Below are 15,679 nucleotides of genomic sequence, written 5' to 3' on the forward strand. Positions count from 1 at the left end.
TCTATCTCCGCTACCAGCTTCCGCTCGACCCGCCGCCGCCGAAGCTGCCGCCACCGCCGGAGAAACCTCCTCCGCCGCCGAAGCCGCCACCACCGAAGCCACCGCCGCCGCCCCAGTGATCGTCGTCTCCGCCGAAGCCGCCCGGTAGCCAGATGAACGGCCCCATGCCGCTGCGCCGACGCCGTCCGAAGCCGCGCGCCTCGTTCGCCATCGGCATGACGATGACTGCCGTGACGACGATGATGAATACGATGACGCCGAGTGGAGGCCCGCCGCTGCTTTCGCGTTGCTCATCGGCCTGTGCGGCAATTTTCTGGGCTTCCTCCGGTGGAAGCGTAAGCTGATTGATGATCGCGTCGGTGCCGGCCTCGATGCCGCCTGCCATGTCGCCGGCCTTGAACTTGGGCACGATCACCTTGTTGATGATGAGGAAGCTCATCCCGTCGGTCAGAACCGGCTCGAGCCCGTAGCCCACTTCGATGCGCAGCTTGCGTTCGTTGGGGGCAATGATGAGCAGGGCGCCGTTATCGTCGCCCTTCTGGCCGATGCCCCACTTGCGCCCGAGCTGGTAGCCATAATCGGCAATGTCGTATCCCTGCAGGCTAGGCAGGGTCACGACGACGAGTTGGCGCTGCGACTGCTTTTCCAGCGCGGCGAGCTTCTGCGTCAGCCGCGCTTCTTCGGCATCGGGAATGATCTGGGCGTCATCGACGACGCGGCCGGTCAGCTTGGGAAACTCCTGCGCCTCGCTCGCCTGTGGGACGAGCACGGTGCAGAAGGCCAGCATGAGCGCCAGGGCGAGTGTCCGGGCGGTGAGCCGCAAGCGATTCACCGGATCACATCTTGCCTTCGAGGCTCGGGGCGACTTCGGCGCCCGGGGTTGCCGCCTGATAAGGCACCAGCGGATCCGCGCCGCGCAGCTTGGCGCCGATCATCGTCGGGAAGGTGCGGACCTCGGTGTTATAGTCCTGCACGGCCGCATTGTAGTCGCGCACGGAAATGCGGATGCGGTTTTCCTGGCCTTCCAGCTGGCTCTGCAGCATCTGGTAGTTGGTGATCGACTTGAGGTCCGGATAGGCCTCGAAGCTGGCGAGCAGCCGGCCCAGGTTCGCGCCGAGATTGGCCTGCGCCTGCTGGAACTGCTGCATCTTGGCCGGATCGTTGAGGTCGTCGGCATTGACCTGGATCGAGGTGGCCTTGGCGCGAGCCTCGACGACGCCTGTGAGGATCGCCTTCTCCTGTTCCGCGGCGCCCTTGGCGACGGCGGCGAGGTTCGGCACGAGATTCGCGCGCTCCTGGAACGCGGCCTGCACGTCGGCCCACTTGGCCTTCGCGGCCTCCTGCTTGGTCGGGACAGAGTTGAAGCCGCAGGCGGCCAGGCTCATCGCGGCAAGCGTCACGAGCGCATAGCGGCCGATGCGCGAGAGCATCCCGGCCGGGGTATTCGAAGCTGACATGGTGTTCCCTACTCCTCGCCGACCGCTGCGGAAGCGGTCATCACCGGGGGAATGTAGCGGTGCACAGTGGCGGTTCAAGGACTTGACCGGCGTAATGACCGGTTGCGATGACAGGATCCTGCGAAAACCGCACCGAGGAGGTCTGGATGTTTCAGGAATTCAAGAAATTCATCGCCAAGGGCAATGTCATGGACCTGGCGGTCGGCGTCATCATCGGCGCGGCCTTCGGTGCGATCGTCAAGTCGTTGACCGACGAGGTGATCATGCCGGTGATCGGGGCCATCTTCGGCGGTGCGGACTTCTCCAACCACTTCATCCTGCTCAGCACGCCCGACGGCTATGCGGGCGCGATGGACGATTATGCCGCGCTCAAGGAAGCCGGGGCGGCGATGATCGGTTATGGCGCCTTTGTCACTGCGGTGATCAATTTCCTGATCCTTGCCTTCATCATCTTCCTGATGGTTCGCTATGTGAACCGTCTGATGGAAGCAGTTGAAAAGAAAGAGGAAGAGGTGGCCCCTGCGCCCTCGGGTCCGAGCGAGATCGAACTGCTCACCGAAATTCGCGACGAATTGAAGAAGCGCGGCTGAATGGTGGGGAACTTCGCGTTTCCCGCAGCTTGCTCACTTCACATTCACGTTTGATCGCCTATATGGGTCATTGCCGGCTTCGGTCGGCTATGACGATAAATTGCGGCGTGCAATAGGCACAGCGGACCCGGGGGCGGTACCCGGCGGCTCCACCACCAACCTCGCCAAGGCGGCGTTGATGACGGGGCCGAACTAGGATCGACGTGTGTTGAAAAGCGGTGTTTTCGTCCGGGCTGAGTAACCCGTTCAAGGCTCAAAACTCATAAGTGCCAACGACAACGAAGCACTTGCTCTCGCCGCGTAATTCTAGGGCCTAACGGCCTGAAGTTACAAAGCTAGAACGCGGTTGGACCCACCGGTCAACAGAAGCGGATTCCAGGGGTTCGGGGTGTACCTGGCAACAGAAACACCCCACTTCATGCAGATCGGATCAGGAAACTGCCCAGGGCAGCGAGGCTCGCGCGGTCAGGCCGCCTCGCGTTGGTCTTCGGGCAGGGCGAGCGGCGGCGCAGCCTGCGCGGCTTCGCCCTCTCGCTGTGCCTTTTCGTATTTCAGGCAGTCGAGGATTTTCGCGCCGGCCATGAACACCGAACCGGTGCAGGCGAGGAACAGGAGTTTACCGCCGAATCCGGGAAACCGGGTCAGGTATACGCTGCCGCGTTCGATCGCTCCCAGCGCAAGCGCATAGATGATCATGTACGCTTCCCAGCGTGTCTTGATCACGAAGAGGCGGGCGATTTTCCTGAACATTTCGATCCTCTTTTCTCGTTTACCTCTTAGCAACCTTTGTGCCAGTCCCCGGTTTCCGGTCCTTGCGATGGTTACCGGAATCTGAAGTGTAAGTGATTCCGACGCGATCCCCAAGGCTGGAAGCCGCTGGAGGCGCAGGGCTTTATACGATAGTCCCTGTTGCCAATCGCCGGCTCATGCGTCATAGGGCAGGGCATCCTTCCCCAGGACAGTCTTGGTAATCTACAATGATCGCACGGCGCATTGGTTTCGCGCGTGCGTCCAGGAAGTGTGAGGAAAGATGACGCAAAGGGTTGAACGTTCGGGCCTCCAGATCGACGCCGGATTGGCGGATTTCGTCGAGGAGAAGGTCCTTGCGCCCATCGGGCAGGATACGGTTGCGTTCTGGAGCGGCTTTGCGCAGCTGCTGGCGCGCTTTGCTCCACGCAATCGGGAACTGCTGGAAAAGCGCGATCAGCTTCAGGCGCAGATCGATGCCTGGCACATGTCGCGCGCGGGCAAGCCTGTCGCGCTGGGCGAATATCGGGCGTTCCTGCAGGACATCGGCTACCTCGTGCCCGAGCCGGAAGGCTTCTCGATCGGAACCCGGAACGTCGATCCCGAGATCGCGACGATGGCCGGGCCCCAGCTCGTCGTGCCCGTGCTCAACGCCCGCTTCCTGCTCAACGCCGCCAACGCGCGCTGGGGCAGCCTCTACGATGCGTTCTACGGCACCGATGCGCTCGACGCCGCGCCGGCGCAGGGCAAGGGATACGACCCGGTTCGCGGCGCCGCCGTCATCGCCGAGGGGCGCAAGTTCCTCGACAAGGCGCTGCCGCTGGCATCGGGAAGCTGGGCCGACGTCGACAGCCTGGAAGTCACCCTGGCCGATCCGGACCAGTGCGTCGGCGAGACCCTCAAGGGACGCCTGTTCAAGTCCAACGGCCTGCACATCGAGATCGTCGTCGATCCCTCGAGCCAGGTCGGCGCGACTGACAAGGCCGGTATTTCCGACATCGTTCTTGAAGCGGCGCTGACCACCATTGTCGACCTTGAAGATTCGGTCGCCGCCGTCGATGCCGAGGACAAGTTCCTTGCCTATTCGAACTGGCTCGGCGTGATCCGCGGCGACCTGACCGACACTTTCGAGAAAGGCGGCCAGACCCTGACGCGCGAGCTGGCGGGCAACAAGGTCGTGACCGTGCCCACCGGCGAGGCGCAGGAACTGCCCGGCCGCAGCCTGCTGTTCGTGCGCAATGTCGGCCATCTGATGACCAACCCAGCGATTCTCCTGCCCGATGGCAGCGAGATACCCGAGGGCATCATGGACGCGGTGATCACCAGCGCGATTTCGGCGCAGGACGTCAAGGGCATGACCCGCTACGGCAACAGCCGCAAGGGCAGCATCTATATCGTCAAGCCGAAGATGCACGGTCCTGAAGAGTGCTCCTTTACCAATGACTTGTTCGATGCAGTTGAGGATCTGCTCCAACTGCCGCGCAACACCGTCAAGGTGGGCGTCATGGACGAGGAGCGCCGCACTTCGGCCAACCTCGCCGCCTGCATCCACGCGGTGAAGGACCGCATCGTCTTCATCAACACCGGGTTCCTCGACCGCACCGGCGATGAGATCCACACCTCGATGCGGGCCGGTCCGATGATCCGCAAGAGCGCCATGAAGGGCTCGACCTGGATCGCCGCCTACGAGAAGCGCAACGTCGCCATCGGCCTCAAGCACGGACTTTCGGGCGTGGCGCAGATCGGCAAGGGCATGTGGGCCGCGCCCGACATGATGCGCGACATGATGGAGCAGAAGGTCGGCCATCCCAGGACCGGCGCGAACACCGCATGGGTCCCGTCGCCCACCGCCGCGACGCTCCATGCGATGCACTATCACGAAGTCGATGTGTTCGGCCTGCGCGAAGGCATGGCTGGCGAGGAAATCCCGGACCTCGACCTGCTGCTGCAGATTCCGCTGGCTGATGGCGCCAACTGGTCCGAGGACGAAGTGCGCGAAGAACTGGAGAACAACGCACAAGGGTTGCTCGGCTACGTCGTGCGCTGGATCGATCAGGGCGTCGGCTGCTCCAAGGTTCCCGACATCAATGACGTGGGCCTGATGGAGGACCGCGCCACCTTGCGCATTTCCAGCCAGCACATGGCCAACTGGCTGCTTCACGGCGTGTGCACCGAGGCGCAGGTCATGGACGCGCTGAAGCGGATGGCTGAAAAGGTCGATGCCCAGAACGCCGGCGATCCGCTCTATGAACCGATGGCGGGCAACTGGGACACCAGCCTTGCCTTCAAGGCAGCCTGCGATCTCGTCTTCAAGGGTGTCGAGCAGCCCAGCGGCTATACCGAACCGCTGCTGCATGCCTGGCGCCTGAAGAAGAAATCGGCTCTGGTGACTGCCTAGATCGCCTTAGCGAAATCCTAAGCGATTCCCCCCATCCTGCCTGATGGTGCAAGATGGGGGGAGGATCATGTTCTTCCGCAAGGAACGAGTGCAGGGAAGAGAGCCCGCCGCATTGATGGTGCACATCCGCGTCAACGATCGCGATTGCGATGCGATGGTGGGCAATGCCTCTTCGCGCGGCCTCATGGCGATGATGGCCGACCCGCCGGCCAAGGGCGGGCGGGTCAAGATCGAGATCGGCGATCATTTGCTGGCAGGCCGTGTCCGCTGGTCGCATGGCGACCGCTGCGGCATCGCACTCAAGGAAGAAATCCGGGTGCCCGACCTCGTGCAGGGCATGGCGGTTCCGGTATCGCGAATGACGGAGCGGGATGTCATCGGCATTTCTGGAGGGCCGCGCTGGAAGTCCTTCGGCAAGTCGCGCGCCGTCCGTCTGGTCCTGCTAGCAGCGCTGCTGGGCGGCAGCACCTTCGTGATCGCGCGGTTGGGCAGCGGCGAAGCGGCAAGCGACACCACCGACCTCGCACTCTCCACTCGCGACTGGGACTAGGCGGCTCTCGCCTGCCGGTTTCGATGCCCTTCCAATCGTGATCTCGGATCGAGTCCGGGATGACGGCCGACCGACAATGGCAAGTCTGGCGAGTTAAGGCGTCAATTCGCGGGCAATGGCCACGAATTCGGTCACGCTGAGCGTTTCGGCGCGGCGCTGCACATCGATCCCGAGCCTGTCCAGCGCCGCCAGTGCCCCGGGCAAGCCCTTGAGGCTCTGGCGCAGCATCTTGCGGCGCTGGCCGAAGGCCGCTTCGGTCACGCGCTCCAGCACGCGCATCGAAACACCTTCGGGAGCGGTGCCCGGCGTAACGTGGACGATGGCCGACATGACCTTGGGAGGCGGGGTGAAGGCGCTGCGGTGCACCTTCATTGCCAGCTTCGCCTTCGACCGCCACTGCGCCAGAACGGCGAGGCGGCCATAGGCGGAGGTATTGGCTTCGGCAACGATACGGCGCGCGACTTCTTCCTGAAACATCAGCGTCAGCGACTGCCACTGCGGCGGCCATTCCTCGCCGGAAAGCCAGCCGGTGAACAGCGCGGTGCCGACATTGTAAGGGAGGTTCGCGACTACGTGATAGGGACCGTCGAACAGGCTGGCGGGGGCGATCTTCATCGCATCGCCTTCGATGACCTTGAGCTTGTCCGGGAAGGCCTGCTCGACTTCGGCCAACGCCGGAAGGCAGCGGCGGTCCATCTCGATCGCGGTGACCTGCGCCCCGGCCCGCAGCAGCGCGCGGGTCAGGCCGCCCGGGCCGGGGCCGACTTCAAGGACGTTGTGGCCTTCAAGCGCGCCGGGAATGGCAGCGATGCGGTCGAGCAGCTGCTCGTCGAACAGGAAGTTCTGGCCCAATGCCTTGGAGGCGGAGAGGCCGTGTCTGGCGATGACTTCGCGCAAGGGAGGCAGGGTGGTCATGCCGCGCGCCTCGCCGCACATTCGCCGGCCATGCGGATCGCCGCGATCATCGCGCCCGCACTGGCGGTGTTGTTTCCGGCAATGGCAAAGGCCGTGCCGTGATCGGGCGAGGTGCGGATGATCGGCAGGCCGAGCGTGACGTTGACGCCCTGGTCGAAGTCGAGCGTCTTGATCGGGATCAGTGCCTGGTCGTGGTACATGCACAAGGCCACGTCATAGCCACCGCGTTCGTGTGCGGCGAAGAGCGCGTCGGCCGGGTGGGGGCCGGTTACGGCGAGCCCCTCGGCCTTGAGCGTCTCGATGGCGGGGCGGATGATCCGCTGTTCCTCGTCGCCCATGCGGCCGTCTTCCCCTGCGTGGGGATTGAGGCCGGTGATCGCCAGGCGGGGGCGGGCAAGGCCGAAATCGCGGGCCAGTGAGCGGGCCACGATCCGGGCGCGGTGTACGATCAGCTCCTGCGTCAGCAGGGCGGGAACTTGCGAGAGGGCGGTATGGACGGTAAGCGGCACCGTGCGCAGCGACGGACCGGCGAGCATCATTACCGCGTCCTCATGCGGCAGGCTGCAGGCATCGGCGAGAAATTCGGTCTGTCCGGGCTGTGTGAAGCCGACTTCGGCCAGCTTCGACTTGGCGATCGGGCCGGTCACGACGCCGCCTGCCTTGCCCGAACGGGCGAGCGCGGTCGCCGCCCCCAGCGAATGGAGGGCGAGGCGCGCGCCCGCCATGTCGGGCGAGCCGAAGGTCGGCTTGCTGTCTTCATCGCCCAGAACCGGCAGGCCGATGGCGAATGCCGCATCGGCCTGCGAAGGTTCTGCGATGCGTGACACGGGCAGGTCGATGCCGCGCGTGCGTGCGGCGGCCGCCAGCACATCGGCTCCGCCGACGACGAAGAACGGGGCGAGGCCCGCGGTTTCGCGCTTGATCCAGGCTTCGGCGATCAGCTCGGGGCCGATGCCGGCAGGGTCGCCCAGCGATATCGCGAGCGGGGCCGCAAGGGCCATGTCAGCCGCTCCGTCGCAGGTCAGTTGTACTCGATGATCGCGTCACGCCGAAGGTCGCGCAGGTACATCTGCGCACGCTTGTTGATGCGCTCGTCTTCCATTTGCGACATGAGCTGGTCGAAGCTTGGGCCGCTATCGACCTGCGGGTCATCACGGCCGCAGAGCATGAGGATACGCACGCCGTCATCGATCGAGCCGAATGGCGGAAGCGTTTCGCCGGGCGACAGCTGGAGAATGGCGTTCTGGATCGGTCCGGGCAGGTCGCGGGCGCGCACCTGGTCGTTGGCGACGACCTGAGCGCCGATCCCGGCGGCGACCTTTTCGACATCGCCGCAGCCCTTGGCCGCGCTGATCGCCTTGGCGAAAGCCTCTGCCTTCGCGCCGGCCTGCGCTTCGCTGATGCCCTTGGGGAAATCCAACGAGATCTGCTTGAGCGCGAGAACCGCGTCGCGCGGGTCCGCAGTCAGAACCTGGCGCTTGTCGATCAGGTAGATGATCGAGAAACCGCCTGGCACCTCGATCGGGCCGACCAGCTGGCCGGTCTGCATCTCGCGCGCAGCCGCGGCGAGTTCGCCGGGCAGCTGGGCCAGGCGAATCCAGCCCAGGTCCCCGCCGACGGCGGCGGTCGAGGCCTGCGAGTACTGGCGGGCGTAAGCGACGAAGCTGCCGCCTTCACGCAGCTGCTGCACGATCTGCATCGCGTTCTGGGCGACCTGGTCGTGCGATTCGGGCGTCGCGGCGAGGTAGATTTCGCCGAGCCGGTATTCTTCGGTGCCCTTCGAGGCCTTCAGCCGGTCGAGCACTTCGTTCACTTCGTCCTCGGAGATGTTGATGAACGGCGCGACGTTGCGCTGGAGCAGGCGCTGCCAGGACAACTCGCCGCGGATCTGGCGCTTGAGCGATTCCGGTGAAGAGCCGATGCGCTTGAGGTAGGCATCCATCGCATCGGTGTTCTGGTTGAAGTTCTGCGCAGCGACACGCGCATAGGACTGGTCGATCTCGGCCTGCGCGATGTCGATGTCCGAAGCCTTGGCTTCCTGGATCTGCAGGGTTTCGTCGATCAGGTTGCGCAGGACCTGCAGGCGCAGGCGTTTCTTTTCCTCGTCGCTCACCTTGCCCTGGTTGGCGGCGAGGACGAGCGCGAGGCGCTGATCGACGTCGGTCCCGGTGATCACCGAGCCGTTCACGACCGCAGTCGCGCGGCGCATGTTGGGATTGTCGTTTCCGAACATCTTCACGTCATCGGGAATGACGATCTGGCCTTGCGGTGCCGACTGCGCATTGGCTGCGGAGGCGGCGAGACTTCCCGAGATGACGATGGCAGCGCCGATCGAATGGAGCGCCTGCTTGATGAACTTGCTGCGATTGATTGCTTGCACCGTAATCTCAATCCCGTTTTCGACCGGACTTAACCGGGTGTGTTCCGGGGGCAGGGACAGGTGTCTCACGTGCCCGCCGCACCAGAATTTGCTCCTGCCGTGCTGCGGCTTAACCGAATATGAGCCAACCCGATAGCGGCTTTGCTCGGGCCTGCCAACGTCTGTACACCGGCAATTCAGAGGAATTCCCCGTAGTTCCACTCCGGGACGTCGTTACGGCGGGTCGAGGGCGGGCCGACTTCATCGAAAGCCGATGTTCTTGAGACTGAAGCGGAGCTGGAAGGAGTTGCCCTTCCGGGCGTCGCCCGTGGCCTCATAGTCGCGGCGCCAGGTGAAGGCGATCTGCATGCAGTCGTCCTCGTATGCCGCCCCCAGACGCGTACGCAGGGGCTGGAAGCCGTTGGAGCCGTAGATCGGGTCTTCCGAGCGATCGGTCAGGTTGACGACTGCAGAGCCGAACACCGACCAGTAGTTGGCAAAGGCTACGCGCCCGGCCGCGCGGACTTCCTCGCGATCCTGGAGATCCTCGATTTCGTTGGAAATGTCGCGGTTGAGCTTGGTGTAGCCCAGTTCGAGATAAGTCTCGTTGTTGCCGACCACGGCGTCGAACTCGTTTCGGCGAACGGCGAGGCTGTCCTTGTCGACGCGGAAGCGGTGGATCACCTTGAGGAAGTTGCGATAGCGCACTTCGGTGCGGCCGACGATGTCCGAAGTCTTGTTGGTCAGGCCGGTGCCATCGGGCAGCAGGGTCGGCTTGTTGCTCAGGCGGATCGACTGGCCGACCGTCGAACTGATCCGCCAGCGCGGCATTTCGAACTGCCAGTCGACGCCGTAGGTAAAGCGCACGCTGTCTTCGATCCGGTCGTAGCCGGGAAAACGGTTGAGCGAGAACAGGTTGCTGTCTTCCAGCTCGATCGCTCGCGCATCTTCGTTGGGGATCGCAAGGTTCTTCACCTTCGGTGTGGCGACGAGCTGCACGCGCGGGGTGAGGACCTGCGTTCCGCCGAAGACCTTGCCCACCAGTGGCCATTTCACGTCGAGCGCGGCGGTGGCGATGCCTCGGGTCTGCCAACCCGGATCGCCGCGATAGATTACGGTGCTCGTCTTGTCGTTCTCGTCCGAATGGTAGACGTCGCCGCGCGCGAGGCCGGTCAGCGTGACTTCCTGGCCCATCGAGGTCAGCTTGCGCAGCGACCACTGCGCGCTGGCGAAGGCACGCTGGGTGTCCTGGCCGTTGCTGCGGGAGATTCCCAAGGTGTTGATCTGGGTCTCGAACTTGCCGCCCAGTACGGGATCGTCGAAGCGCCGACGATAATCGAGGACGGGGAAGGCGACAGGGATCAGCCCCTGGTCGCGGCTCGACTGCATGGTCTGCGTCGCATATCCCGCGAAGGAGAGATAGCTGTCCTGGTCGATCCGTTCGATGTTGACGATGGAGCGCAGGCGGTCGTCCCGGCTGATGTCGTAGCGGCGCAGGAAAGTGCGGTCGCTGGCGCGCCGGATCGAGGCTGTGACGCTCCAGTTATCGTCGATCTGGAACTTGCCGTTGGCAAAGATGTAGCCGCGAAAGGCGCTTTCGCCCTCGGTGCCCACTGTCGTTCCGATGATAGGTATCCGGTTGCTGGACGTAGCATAACCGGTGATCTGGTAGGCGCCGCTCTCGGTAAGGGCGCGGTACTCGATCGACGCCATCGGCGCGGCCTTGGTATAGGCATAGGCCGTCGCGGTGAGGTCGCGGTTCTCGGAGATCTTCCAGTAGTACGATTCGCTGATCTCGACGCCGTTCGAGGGCGAAAGGCGGAAATCGGGGACAAGGAAGCCGGAGACGGCCTGGCCATTGGTGCTGACGGTCAGGCCAAGCAGGGGCAGCTGGACTGCGCCGAACAGTTCGAGACGCGCATCGTTGAAGCGGATGCGCTGGCGGTCCTCGGAGTAGATCACCTGCTTGGCGACGATGCGCCAGCTGGGCTTCCTGGGGCAGCCGTCGCTGCCCACGACGTCGCAGCCGGTATACGCGGCCTTGTTGAGAATGACGTCGCCGTTGGGCAAACGCTCGCCATCGGCCGCCGCGAGCCGGCCGCCTTCGCGCAGGGCCAGCAGCAGGTTCTGCATGGCGCCGGTCTTGAGCTCGTCGGTCAACTCGATGCGGTCGGTGTAGAGCTGGTTGCCGTCCTGATCGACGAGGCGGACATTGCCGCTCGCGACGATCTGGCCGGACTGGCGGTTCCAGGTTACCGTATCGGCGCGCACCGACTGCTTTTCGCGCCTCAGCACGACATTGCCGCTCGCGGTTACCGAATCCGCGTTCTGGTCGTACTCGACCGTGTCGGCCTCGAAGCCGATCGGTATTCTTTCCTCGGTGCTGACAGGCGCCGCTTCTTCGGCAACGGAGGCCGCATCCTGTGCATATGCCCCTGGGGCTAGCGTGAGCGTGGCAATTCCTGCGGCGAGGATGCCCAGCGAAACGGGACGCAAGCGGCGATGACTGGCTTGCTGCGGTATCTGCGCGGCGGGGAGCATCACTTGCCTATCGCATCGCCGGTGCCTAACTGCAATCCAGTGATGCGGTGAACCGCACAAGTTGTGAAATCAACGGCGCCATCGCATGAAAAAAATTCAGGAGAATCCATGAATATCCAGTTCCTCGATGCGGCTACCCCCAGTGCCGAACGCCTCGTGGCCCGCCTCGTCAACCAGGATGCGATGCCTGCCGATCTCGAACCGGTGCTTGCAGAGGGAGCGAAGCAGTCGCGCTTCACCGGAAAGGCCGGGCAGGTTTTCGAAGGTTTCGCGGAGCGTGACGGCAAGGTCGTACGGGTCGTTCTGGCCGGCATTGGCGCCGCGTCGGCCAAGGATCGCCGCGCTGCCATCGAAAAGGCGGGTGCGGCCATCGTTGCCAAGTACCTGACCTCGGGCGAGACCGCACTGGCGCTCGACGTTACCGGGGCAGGGCTCTCCGCCGAGGAAACTTCTGGCGCGCTGCTTGGCGCGGTGCTGCGTTCCTGGCGCCATGACGTCTATCGCACCAAGCTGTCCGACGAAGCGAAGCCCTCGCTGGCTGCGATCTCGGTGATCGGCGCACCCGATGGCACTGCTGCCAACTGGGACGTGGAAACCGCCGTGGCGGACGGCGTTGCCTTCACCCGCGAACTGGTGACCGAGCCTGCCAACACGATCTATCCGGAAAGCTTCGTTGCCCGCTGCGAAAAGCGCATGGCCGGCACCGGGATCAAGATCCGCGTCCTCGACGACAAGGAAATGGCCGAGCTTGGCATGGGCTCGCTGCTCGGTGTGGCGCAGGGCTCTGTTCGCCCCGCGCGCCTGCTGGTGATGGAATGGATGGGCGGCGCCAAGGGCGACAAGCCCGTCGCCTTCGTCGGCAAGGGCGTGACCTTCGATACCGGCGGTATCAGCATCAAGCCTGCGGCCGGCATGGAAGACATGAAGTGGGACATGGGCGGCGCCGGCGCGGTTGCGGGCACCATGCTCGCACTCGCGCTGCGCAAGGCCAGGGCCAATGTCGTGGGCATTTGCGGGCTGGTCGAGAACATGCCCGACGGCAATGCCCAGCGCCCCGGTGACGTGGTCACTTCGCTTTCGGGCCAGACCATCGAGGTCATCAACACCGACGCCGAAGGTCGCCTGGTGCTGTGCGATGCGCTGACCTGGGTGCAGCGTGAGTACAGCCCGGCCAGGATCGTCGATCTTGCCACGCTGACCGGCGCGATCATCCTCTCGCTGGCTCATGAGTATGCGGGCCTGTTCTCCAACAACGACGAGCTTGCCGCCGAGCTGACCGCAGCCGGCGATGCCTCGGGCGACCGCCTGTGGCGCATGCCGATGGGCCCCAGCTACGACAAGATGATCGACAGCCAGATCGCCGACATGAAGAACGTCGGCCCGCGCTTCGGCGGCTCGATCACTGCGGCGCAGTTCCTCAAGCGCTTCATCGAGAACGATACGCCCTGGGCACACCTCGACATTGCCGGCACCGTCTGGACCGACAAGCCCGGCGCGACCTGGGACAAGGGTGCGACCGGCTACGGCGTGCGCCTGCTCGACCGATTCGTTCGCGACACGCTCGAAGCCTGATAGGCAAGGGGAGGGACGCGGCCGATGCGGGTCGATTTCTACCAGCTCAGCCGCGATCCAGCCGAAGTCGCACTGCCGCTGATCGCGGGCAAGGTCATCGGGTCGGGCGAGCGCCTCCTGGTGGTCTCCGCTGACGGCGAGCAGCGCAAGCGGATCCGGCAGGCCCTGTGGTCGGCTGGGCCCGACACGTTCCTTGCCAATGGCGAGGTTGGCGATGGACAGGAGGAACGCCAGCCGATCCTCCTGTCCGATGCGCCGCAACCGGCCAACGGGGCGAAGTTCATGGCCATCGCCGACGGGCAGTGGCGTGAAGGCAGCGAACCGTTTGCGCGCACCTTCTATCTCTTCGACGAATCGACGGTTCAGCAGGCCCGCGGCGTCTGGCGCGAACTGCGCTCTCGCGAAGCCGTGGAGCACTATTACTGGAAGCAGGAAGGCGGCCGCTGGATCCAGGCCGGATAAAGGCGTGCTTGCGGCGCAACCGAAACCCCGCTAGGGGCGCGCGCAACTTTCCCAATTACCATACTTCGCAAGGAACCAGACATGGCGGTTACCCGCACCTTTTCGATCATCAAGCCCGATGCCACCCGTCGCAACCTGACCGGCGGCGTCACCAAGATGCTGGAAGAAGCGGGCCTGCGCGTCGTCGCTTCCAAGCGCATCCAGATGACCAAGGAACAGGCCGAGGGCTTCTACGCCGTCCACAAGGAACGCCCGTTCTTCAACGACCTCGTCTCGTTCATGATCTCGGGCCCGGTCGTGGTCCAGGTCCTCGAGGGTGAAGATGCCGTGAAGTGCAACCGCGACGTCATGGGCGCCACCAACCCGGCCGATGCCGCCGAAGGCACCATCCGCAAGACCTACGCCGAATCGATCGAAGCCAACTCGGTCCATGGCTCGGATTCGGACGAGAATGCCGCGATCGAGATCGCCTATTTCTTCAAGCCGGAAGAGATCGTCGGCTGATCGACGGTTAATTCTTCGCAAGATGGACGAAGGCCGCCCGTTTGGGCGGCCTTTTTCTTTGCGGCACGTCCTGTCGTTCGGTTAATCAAGTGTTAGCTAATGGAGTCTGAATTGAAGGAGATTTGCCTTGATCGGTAGGACATTCGTTATCGCGGCCGGTATATCCTTCATCGCTGCAGTGATTACCTCGGGTACCGCGCAGATCGGTGCGCGAAATGCGCCGGTGCAATTGCTTCACCTCCTTGCCATGCGCTAGAACTCGCTCCTGATTGGAGAGAGTGTATGCAGGACATGGGTGAAGCGGGCGAAGCCTGCCCCTTCGAATTCAATTTCGACGAAAAGACCTTCAAGGTCGGCGATACCGTCAGCTACCGGGTCAGTGGCAGTCTCGATGGCTTTCCTTTCGTGGGCACACTGGTCGAAGTGCACGAAGACTACGTGATGATCGCGGGCGATGCCAGTGAGCCGGATACGCTTTATCGCGGCACGCGCGAGAGCCGGCCACTCGTCGACGAATCGCAGATCTGAGGAGGTCTTGGTCGCCTGCGGCCGTTTGGCTGCGGGCGCAATGTCGCACCGGCTGCAGGTCCAACGGCGCCAGGATTGAAGCGTCCGATCAGAACTGGTCGGCGGCGTCCTGCAGGGCGCTCAGGCGCTTGGGGGCGATCGAACGCCAACTGCGCGCAATGCGCGCCGCGATCATGTCCCAGTCGTTGCTGCCTAGATCGAGGCGAATGCCGATCCAGCCATCGCCGAAATAGGCGGGACGGAAATAGCGTTCCTCGTCCTGTTCCAGCAGCATCGCCTGTTCGTCGACGCCGCTGATCTTGACGAGCAGGGCAATGCGCCCGTCGCCATGATGATCACTGGTGAAATAGGCGAACTTCTTGCCCTTGATCACGCCGAAGCAGGGCATGCCGTGGCTCGTGATCTCGTCGGCCTCCGGCATTGCCATGGCCTGTTCGCGCACGCGTTCGAGCAGCCATTCGGCACTTTTCTCCCGCGTCACAAGGCTCGCGAGGCAGCGCGAGTAGAGCTGGTGCTCGGCGATCAGGACGCGGGCGGCCAGACTGTCGGGCGTGTCGCCGGGAATGATCGCGACCGGGGTCTGGCCCAGGATCGGGCCGTCGTCGAGTTCGGCGGTGACAAGGTGCACGGTAACGCCGCCATGCGAATCGCCCGCCTCGATGGCGCGCTCATGGGTGTGCAGCCCGGTGTACTTGGGCAGCAGGGACGGGTGGATGTTGACCATGCGGCCTTCCCAACCCCCGACGAATTCCGGGGTGAGGATGCGCATGTAGCCGGCCAGGGCGACCCACTGCGCACCCGATTCGCGGATCGCGGCGTCCATTGCCTTGTCATGTTCCGCGCGCGCCATGCCCTTGTGCGAAAGGGCGAAGGTGGGCACGCCCTCTGCTTCGGCGAGGACGAGGCCCTTGGCTGCCGGGTCGTTGGAGGCGACCAGGACGATCTCGAAAGGACAGTCCTCGGCCCGGCTCGCGTAAAGCAGGGCGGCCATGTTGGTGCCGCTGCCGGAAATGAGGACGGCAACCTTTTCGCGGTTCATTCGAAACTTCCGTTCGC

16 protein-coding genes and 1 other RNA gene are annotated in these 15,679 nt (G+C 64.0%); 9 read left to right on the forward strand and 8 right to left on the reverse strand.

Annotation, left to right across the window (positions count from 1 at the left end):
* Positions 1–10: 10 nt before the first annotated feature.
* Both JI59_RS17505 and JI59_RS17510 read right to left on the reverse strand, forming a co-directional pair.
* Positions 11–787, reverse strand: a complete 777-nt coding sequence (locus JI59_RS17505; protein WP_038576508.1) for a TPM domain-containing protein — start codon at positions 785–787, stop codon at positions 11–13.
* Positions 788–836: 49 nt separating this feature from the next.
* Entirely contained in the window at positions 837–1,457 is a 621-nt protein-coding gene (locus JI59_RS17510) for a LemA family protein (protein WP_007011322.1), read from the reverse strand.
* A gap of 146 nt (positions 1,458–1,603) precedes the next feature.
* Here JI59_RS17510 and mscL point away from each other — a divergent pair, with 146 nt between their 5' ends.
* Positions 1,604–2,047: a large conductance mechanosensitive channel protein MscL gene (mscL, locus tag JI59_RS17515; protein WP_007011321.1), complete on the forward strand. Its 444-nt coding sequence runs from the start codon at positions 1,604–1,606 to the stop codon at positions 2,045–2,047.
* A 33-nt stretch (positions 2,048–2,080) separates the two neighbouring features.
* Positions 2,081–2,424: a transfer-messenger RNA gene (gene ssrA / locus JI59_RS26240) on the forward strand.
* A gap of 88 nt (positions 2,425–2,512) precedes the next feature.
* Here the strand turns inward: ssrA and JI59_RS17520 are convergent.
* Positions 2,513–2,797, reverse strand: coding sequence for a hypothetical protein (locus JI59_RS17520; RefSeq protein WP_007011319.1), 285 nt, complete (start codon positions 2,795–2,797; stop codon positions 2,513–2,515).
* A 280-nt stretch (positions 2,798–3,077) separates the two neighbouring features.
* Between JI59_RS17520 and JI59_RS17525 the strand changes: the two genes are divergently transcribed.
* Positions 3,078–5,192 (forward strand): malate synthase G, encoded by a 2,115-nt coding sequence (locus JI59_RS17525; protein ID WP_007011318.1) that lies wholly within the window; start codon positions 3,078–3,080, stop codon positions 5,190–5,192.
* A 67-nt stretch (positions 5,193–5,259) separates the two neighbouring features.
* Positions 5,260–5,742 carry a hypothetical protein gene (locus tag JI59_RS17530; protein WP_007011317.1) on the forward strand — a complete coding sequence of 161 codons (483 nt, stop codon included), beginning with the start codon at positions 5,260–5,262 and terminating at the stop codon, positions 5,740–5,742.
* 93 nt (positions 5,743–5,835) lie between these two features.
* Here the strand turns inward: JI59_RS17530 and rsmA are convergent, their stop codons facing one another.
* From rsmA to JI59_RS17550, 4 genes are all read right to left on the reverse strand, one after another.
* A complete protein-coding gene (gene rsmA, locus JI59_RS17535) occupies positions 5,836–6,657 on the reverse strand; it encodes a 16S rRNA (adenine(1518)-N(6)/adenine(1519)-N(6))-dimethyltransferase RsmA (protein WP_038577847.1) in 822 nt (273 codons plus the stop codon).
* Positions 6,654–7,658, reverse strand: a complete 1,005-nt coding sequence (gene pdxA, locus JI59_RS17540; RefSeq protein ID WP_007011315.1) for a 4-hydroxythreonine-4-phosphate dehydrogenase PdxA — start codon at positions 7,656–7,658, stop codon at positions 6,654–6,656. The genes rsmA and pdxA overlap by 4 nt, the downstream gene beginning before the upstream one ends.
* Positions 7,659–7,678: 20 nt before the next feature.
* A complete protein-coding gene (locus JI59_RS17545) occupies positions 7,679–9,037 on the reverse strand; it encodes a peptidylprolyl isomerase (RefSeq protein ID WP_007011314.1) in 1,359 nt (452 codons plus the stop codon).
* Positions 9,038–9,277: 240 nt separating this feature from the next.
* Positions 9,278–11,557 (reverse strand): LPS-assembly protein LptD, encoded by a 2,280-nt coding sequence (locus JI59_RS17550; protein ID WP_038576512.1) that lies wholly within the window; start codon positions 11,555–11,557, stop codon positions 9,278–9,280.
* A 108-nt stretch (positions 11,558–11,665) separates the two neighbouring features.
* Here JI59_RS17550 and JI59_RS17555 point away from each other — a divergent pair, with 108 nt between their 5' ends.
* The 5 genes from JI59_RS17555 to JI59_RS17570 all read left to right on the forward strand — a co-directional run bounded on the left by JI59_RS17555 (position 11,666) and on the right by JI59_RS17570 (position 14,623).
* Positions 11,666–13,129 (forward strand): leucyl aminopeptidase, encoded by a 1,464-nt coding sequence (locus tag JI59_RS17555; protein WP_007011312.1) that lies wholly within the window; start codon positions 11,666–11,668, stop codon positions 13,127–13,129.
* Between the two features lie 24 nt (positions 13,130–13,153).
* The gene (locus tag JI59_RS17560) at positions 13,154–13,591 is read left to right on the forward strand and encodes a DNA polymerase III subunit chi (RefSeq protein WP_007011311.1); all 438 of its coding nucleotides are present in this window, start codon (positions 13,154–13,156) and stop codon (positions 13,589–13,591) included.
* An 81-nt stretch (positions 13,592–13,672) separates the two neighbouring features.
* Entirely contained in the window at positions 13,673–14,095 is a 423-nt protein-coding gene (ndk, locus tag JI59_RS17565; protein WP_007011310.1) for a nucleoside-diphosphate kinase, read from the forward strand.
* 127 nt (positions 14,096–14,222) lie between these two features.
* On the forward strand, positions 14,223–14,351 hold the full coding sequence (locus JI59_RS28020; RefSeq protein WP_007011309.1) for a hypothetical protein: 129 nt from the start codon (positions 14,223–14,225) through the stop codon (positions 14,349–14,351).
* 26 nt (positions 14,352–14,377) lie between these two features.
* A complete protein-coding gene (locus JI59_RS17570; protein ID WP_007011308.1) occupies positions 14,378–14,623 on the forward strand; it encodes a hypothetical protein in 246 nt (81 codons plus the stop codon).
* An 88-nt stretch (positions 14,624–14,711) separates the two neighbouring features.
* Here the strand turns inward: JI59_RS17570 and purN are convergent, their stop codons facing one another.
* A complete protein-coding gene (gene purN, locus JI59_RS17575; protein WP_007011307.1) occupies positions 14,712–15,662 on the reverse strand; it encodes a phosphoribosylglycinamide formyltransferase in 951 nt (316 codons plus the stop codon).
* Positions 15,663–15,679 lie beyond the last annotated feature (17 nt).

This window comes from Novosphingobium pentaromativorans US6-1 (assembly GCF_000767465.1).
In the GTDB taxonomy this organism is placed as follows: domain Bacteria; phylum Pseudomonadota; class Alphaproteobacteria; order Sphingomonadales; family Sphingomonadaceae; genus Novosphingobium; species Novosphingobium pentaromativorans.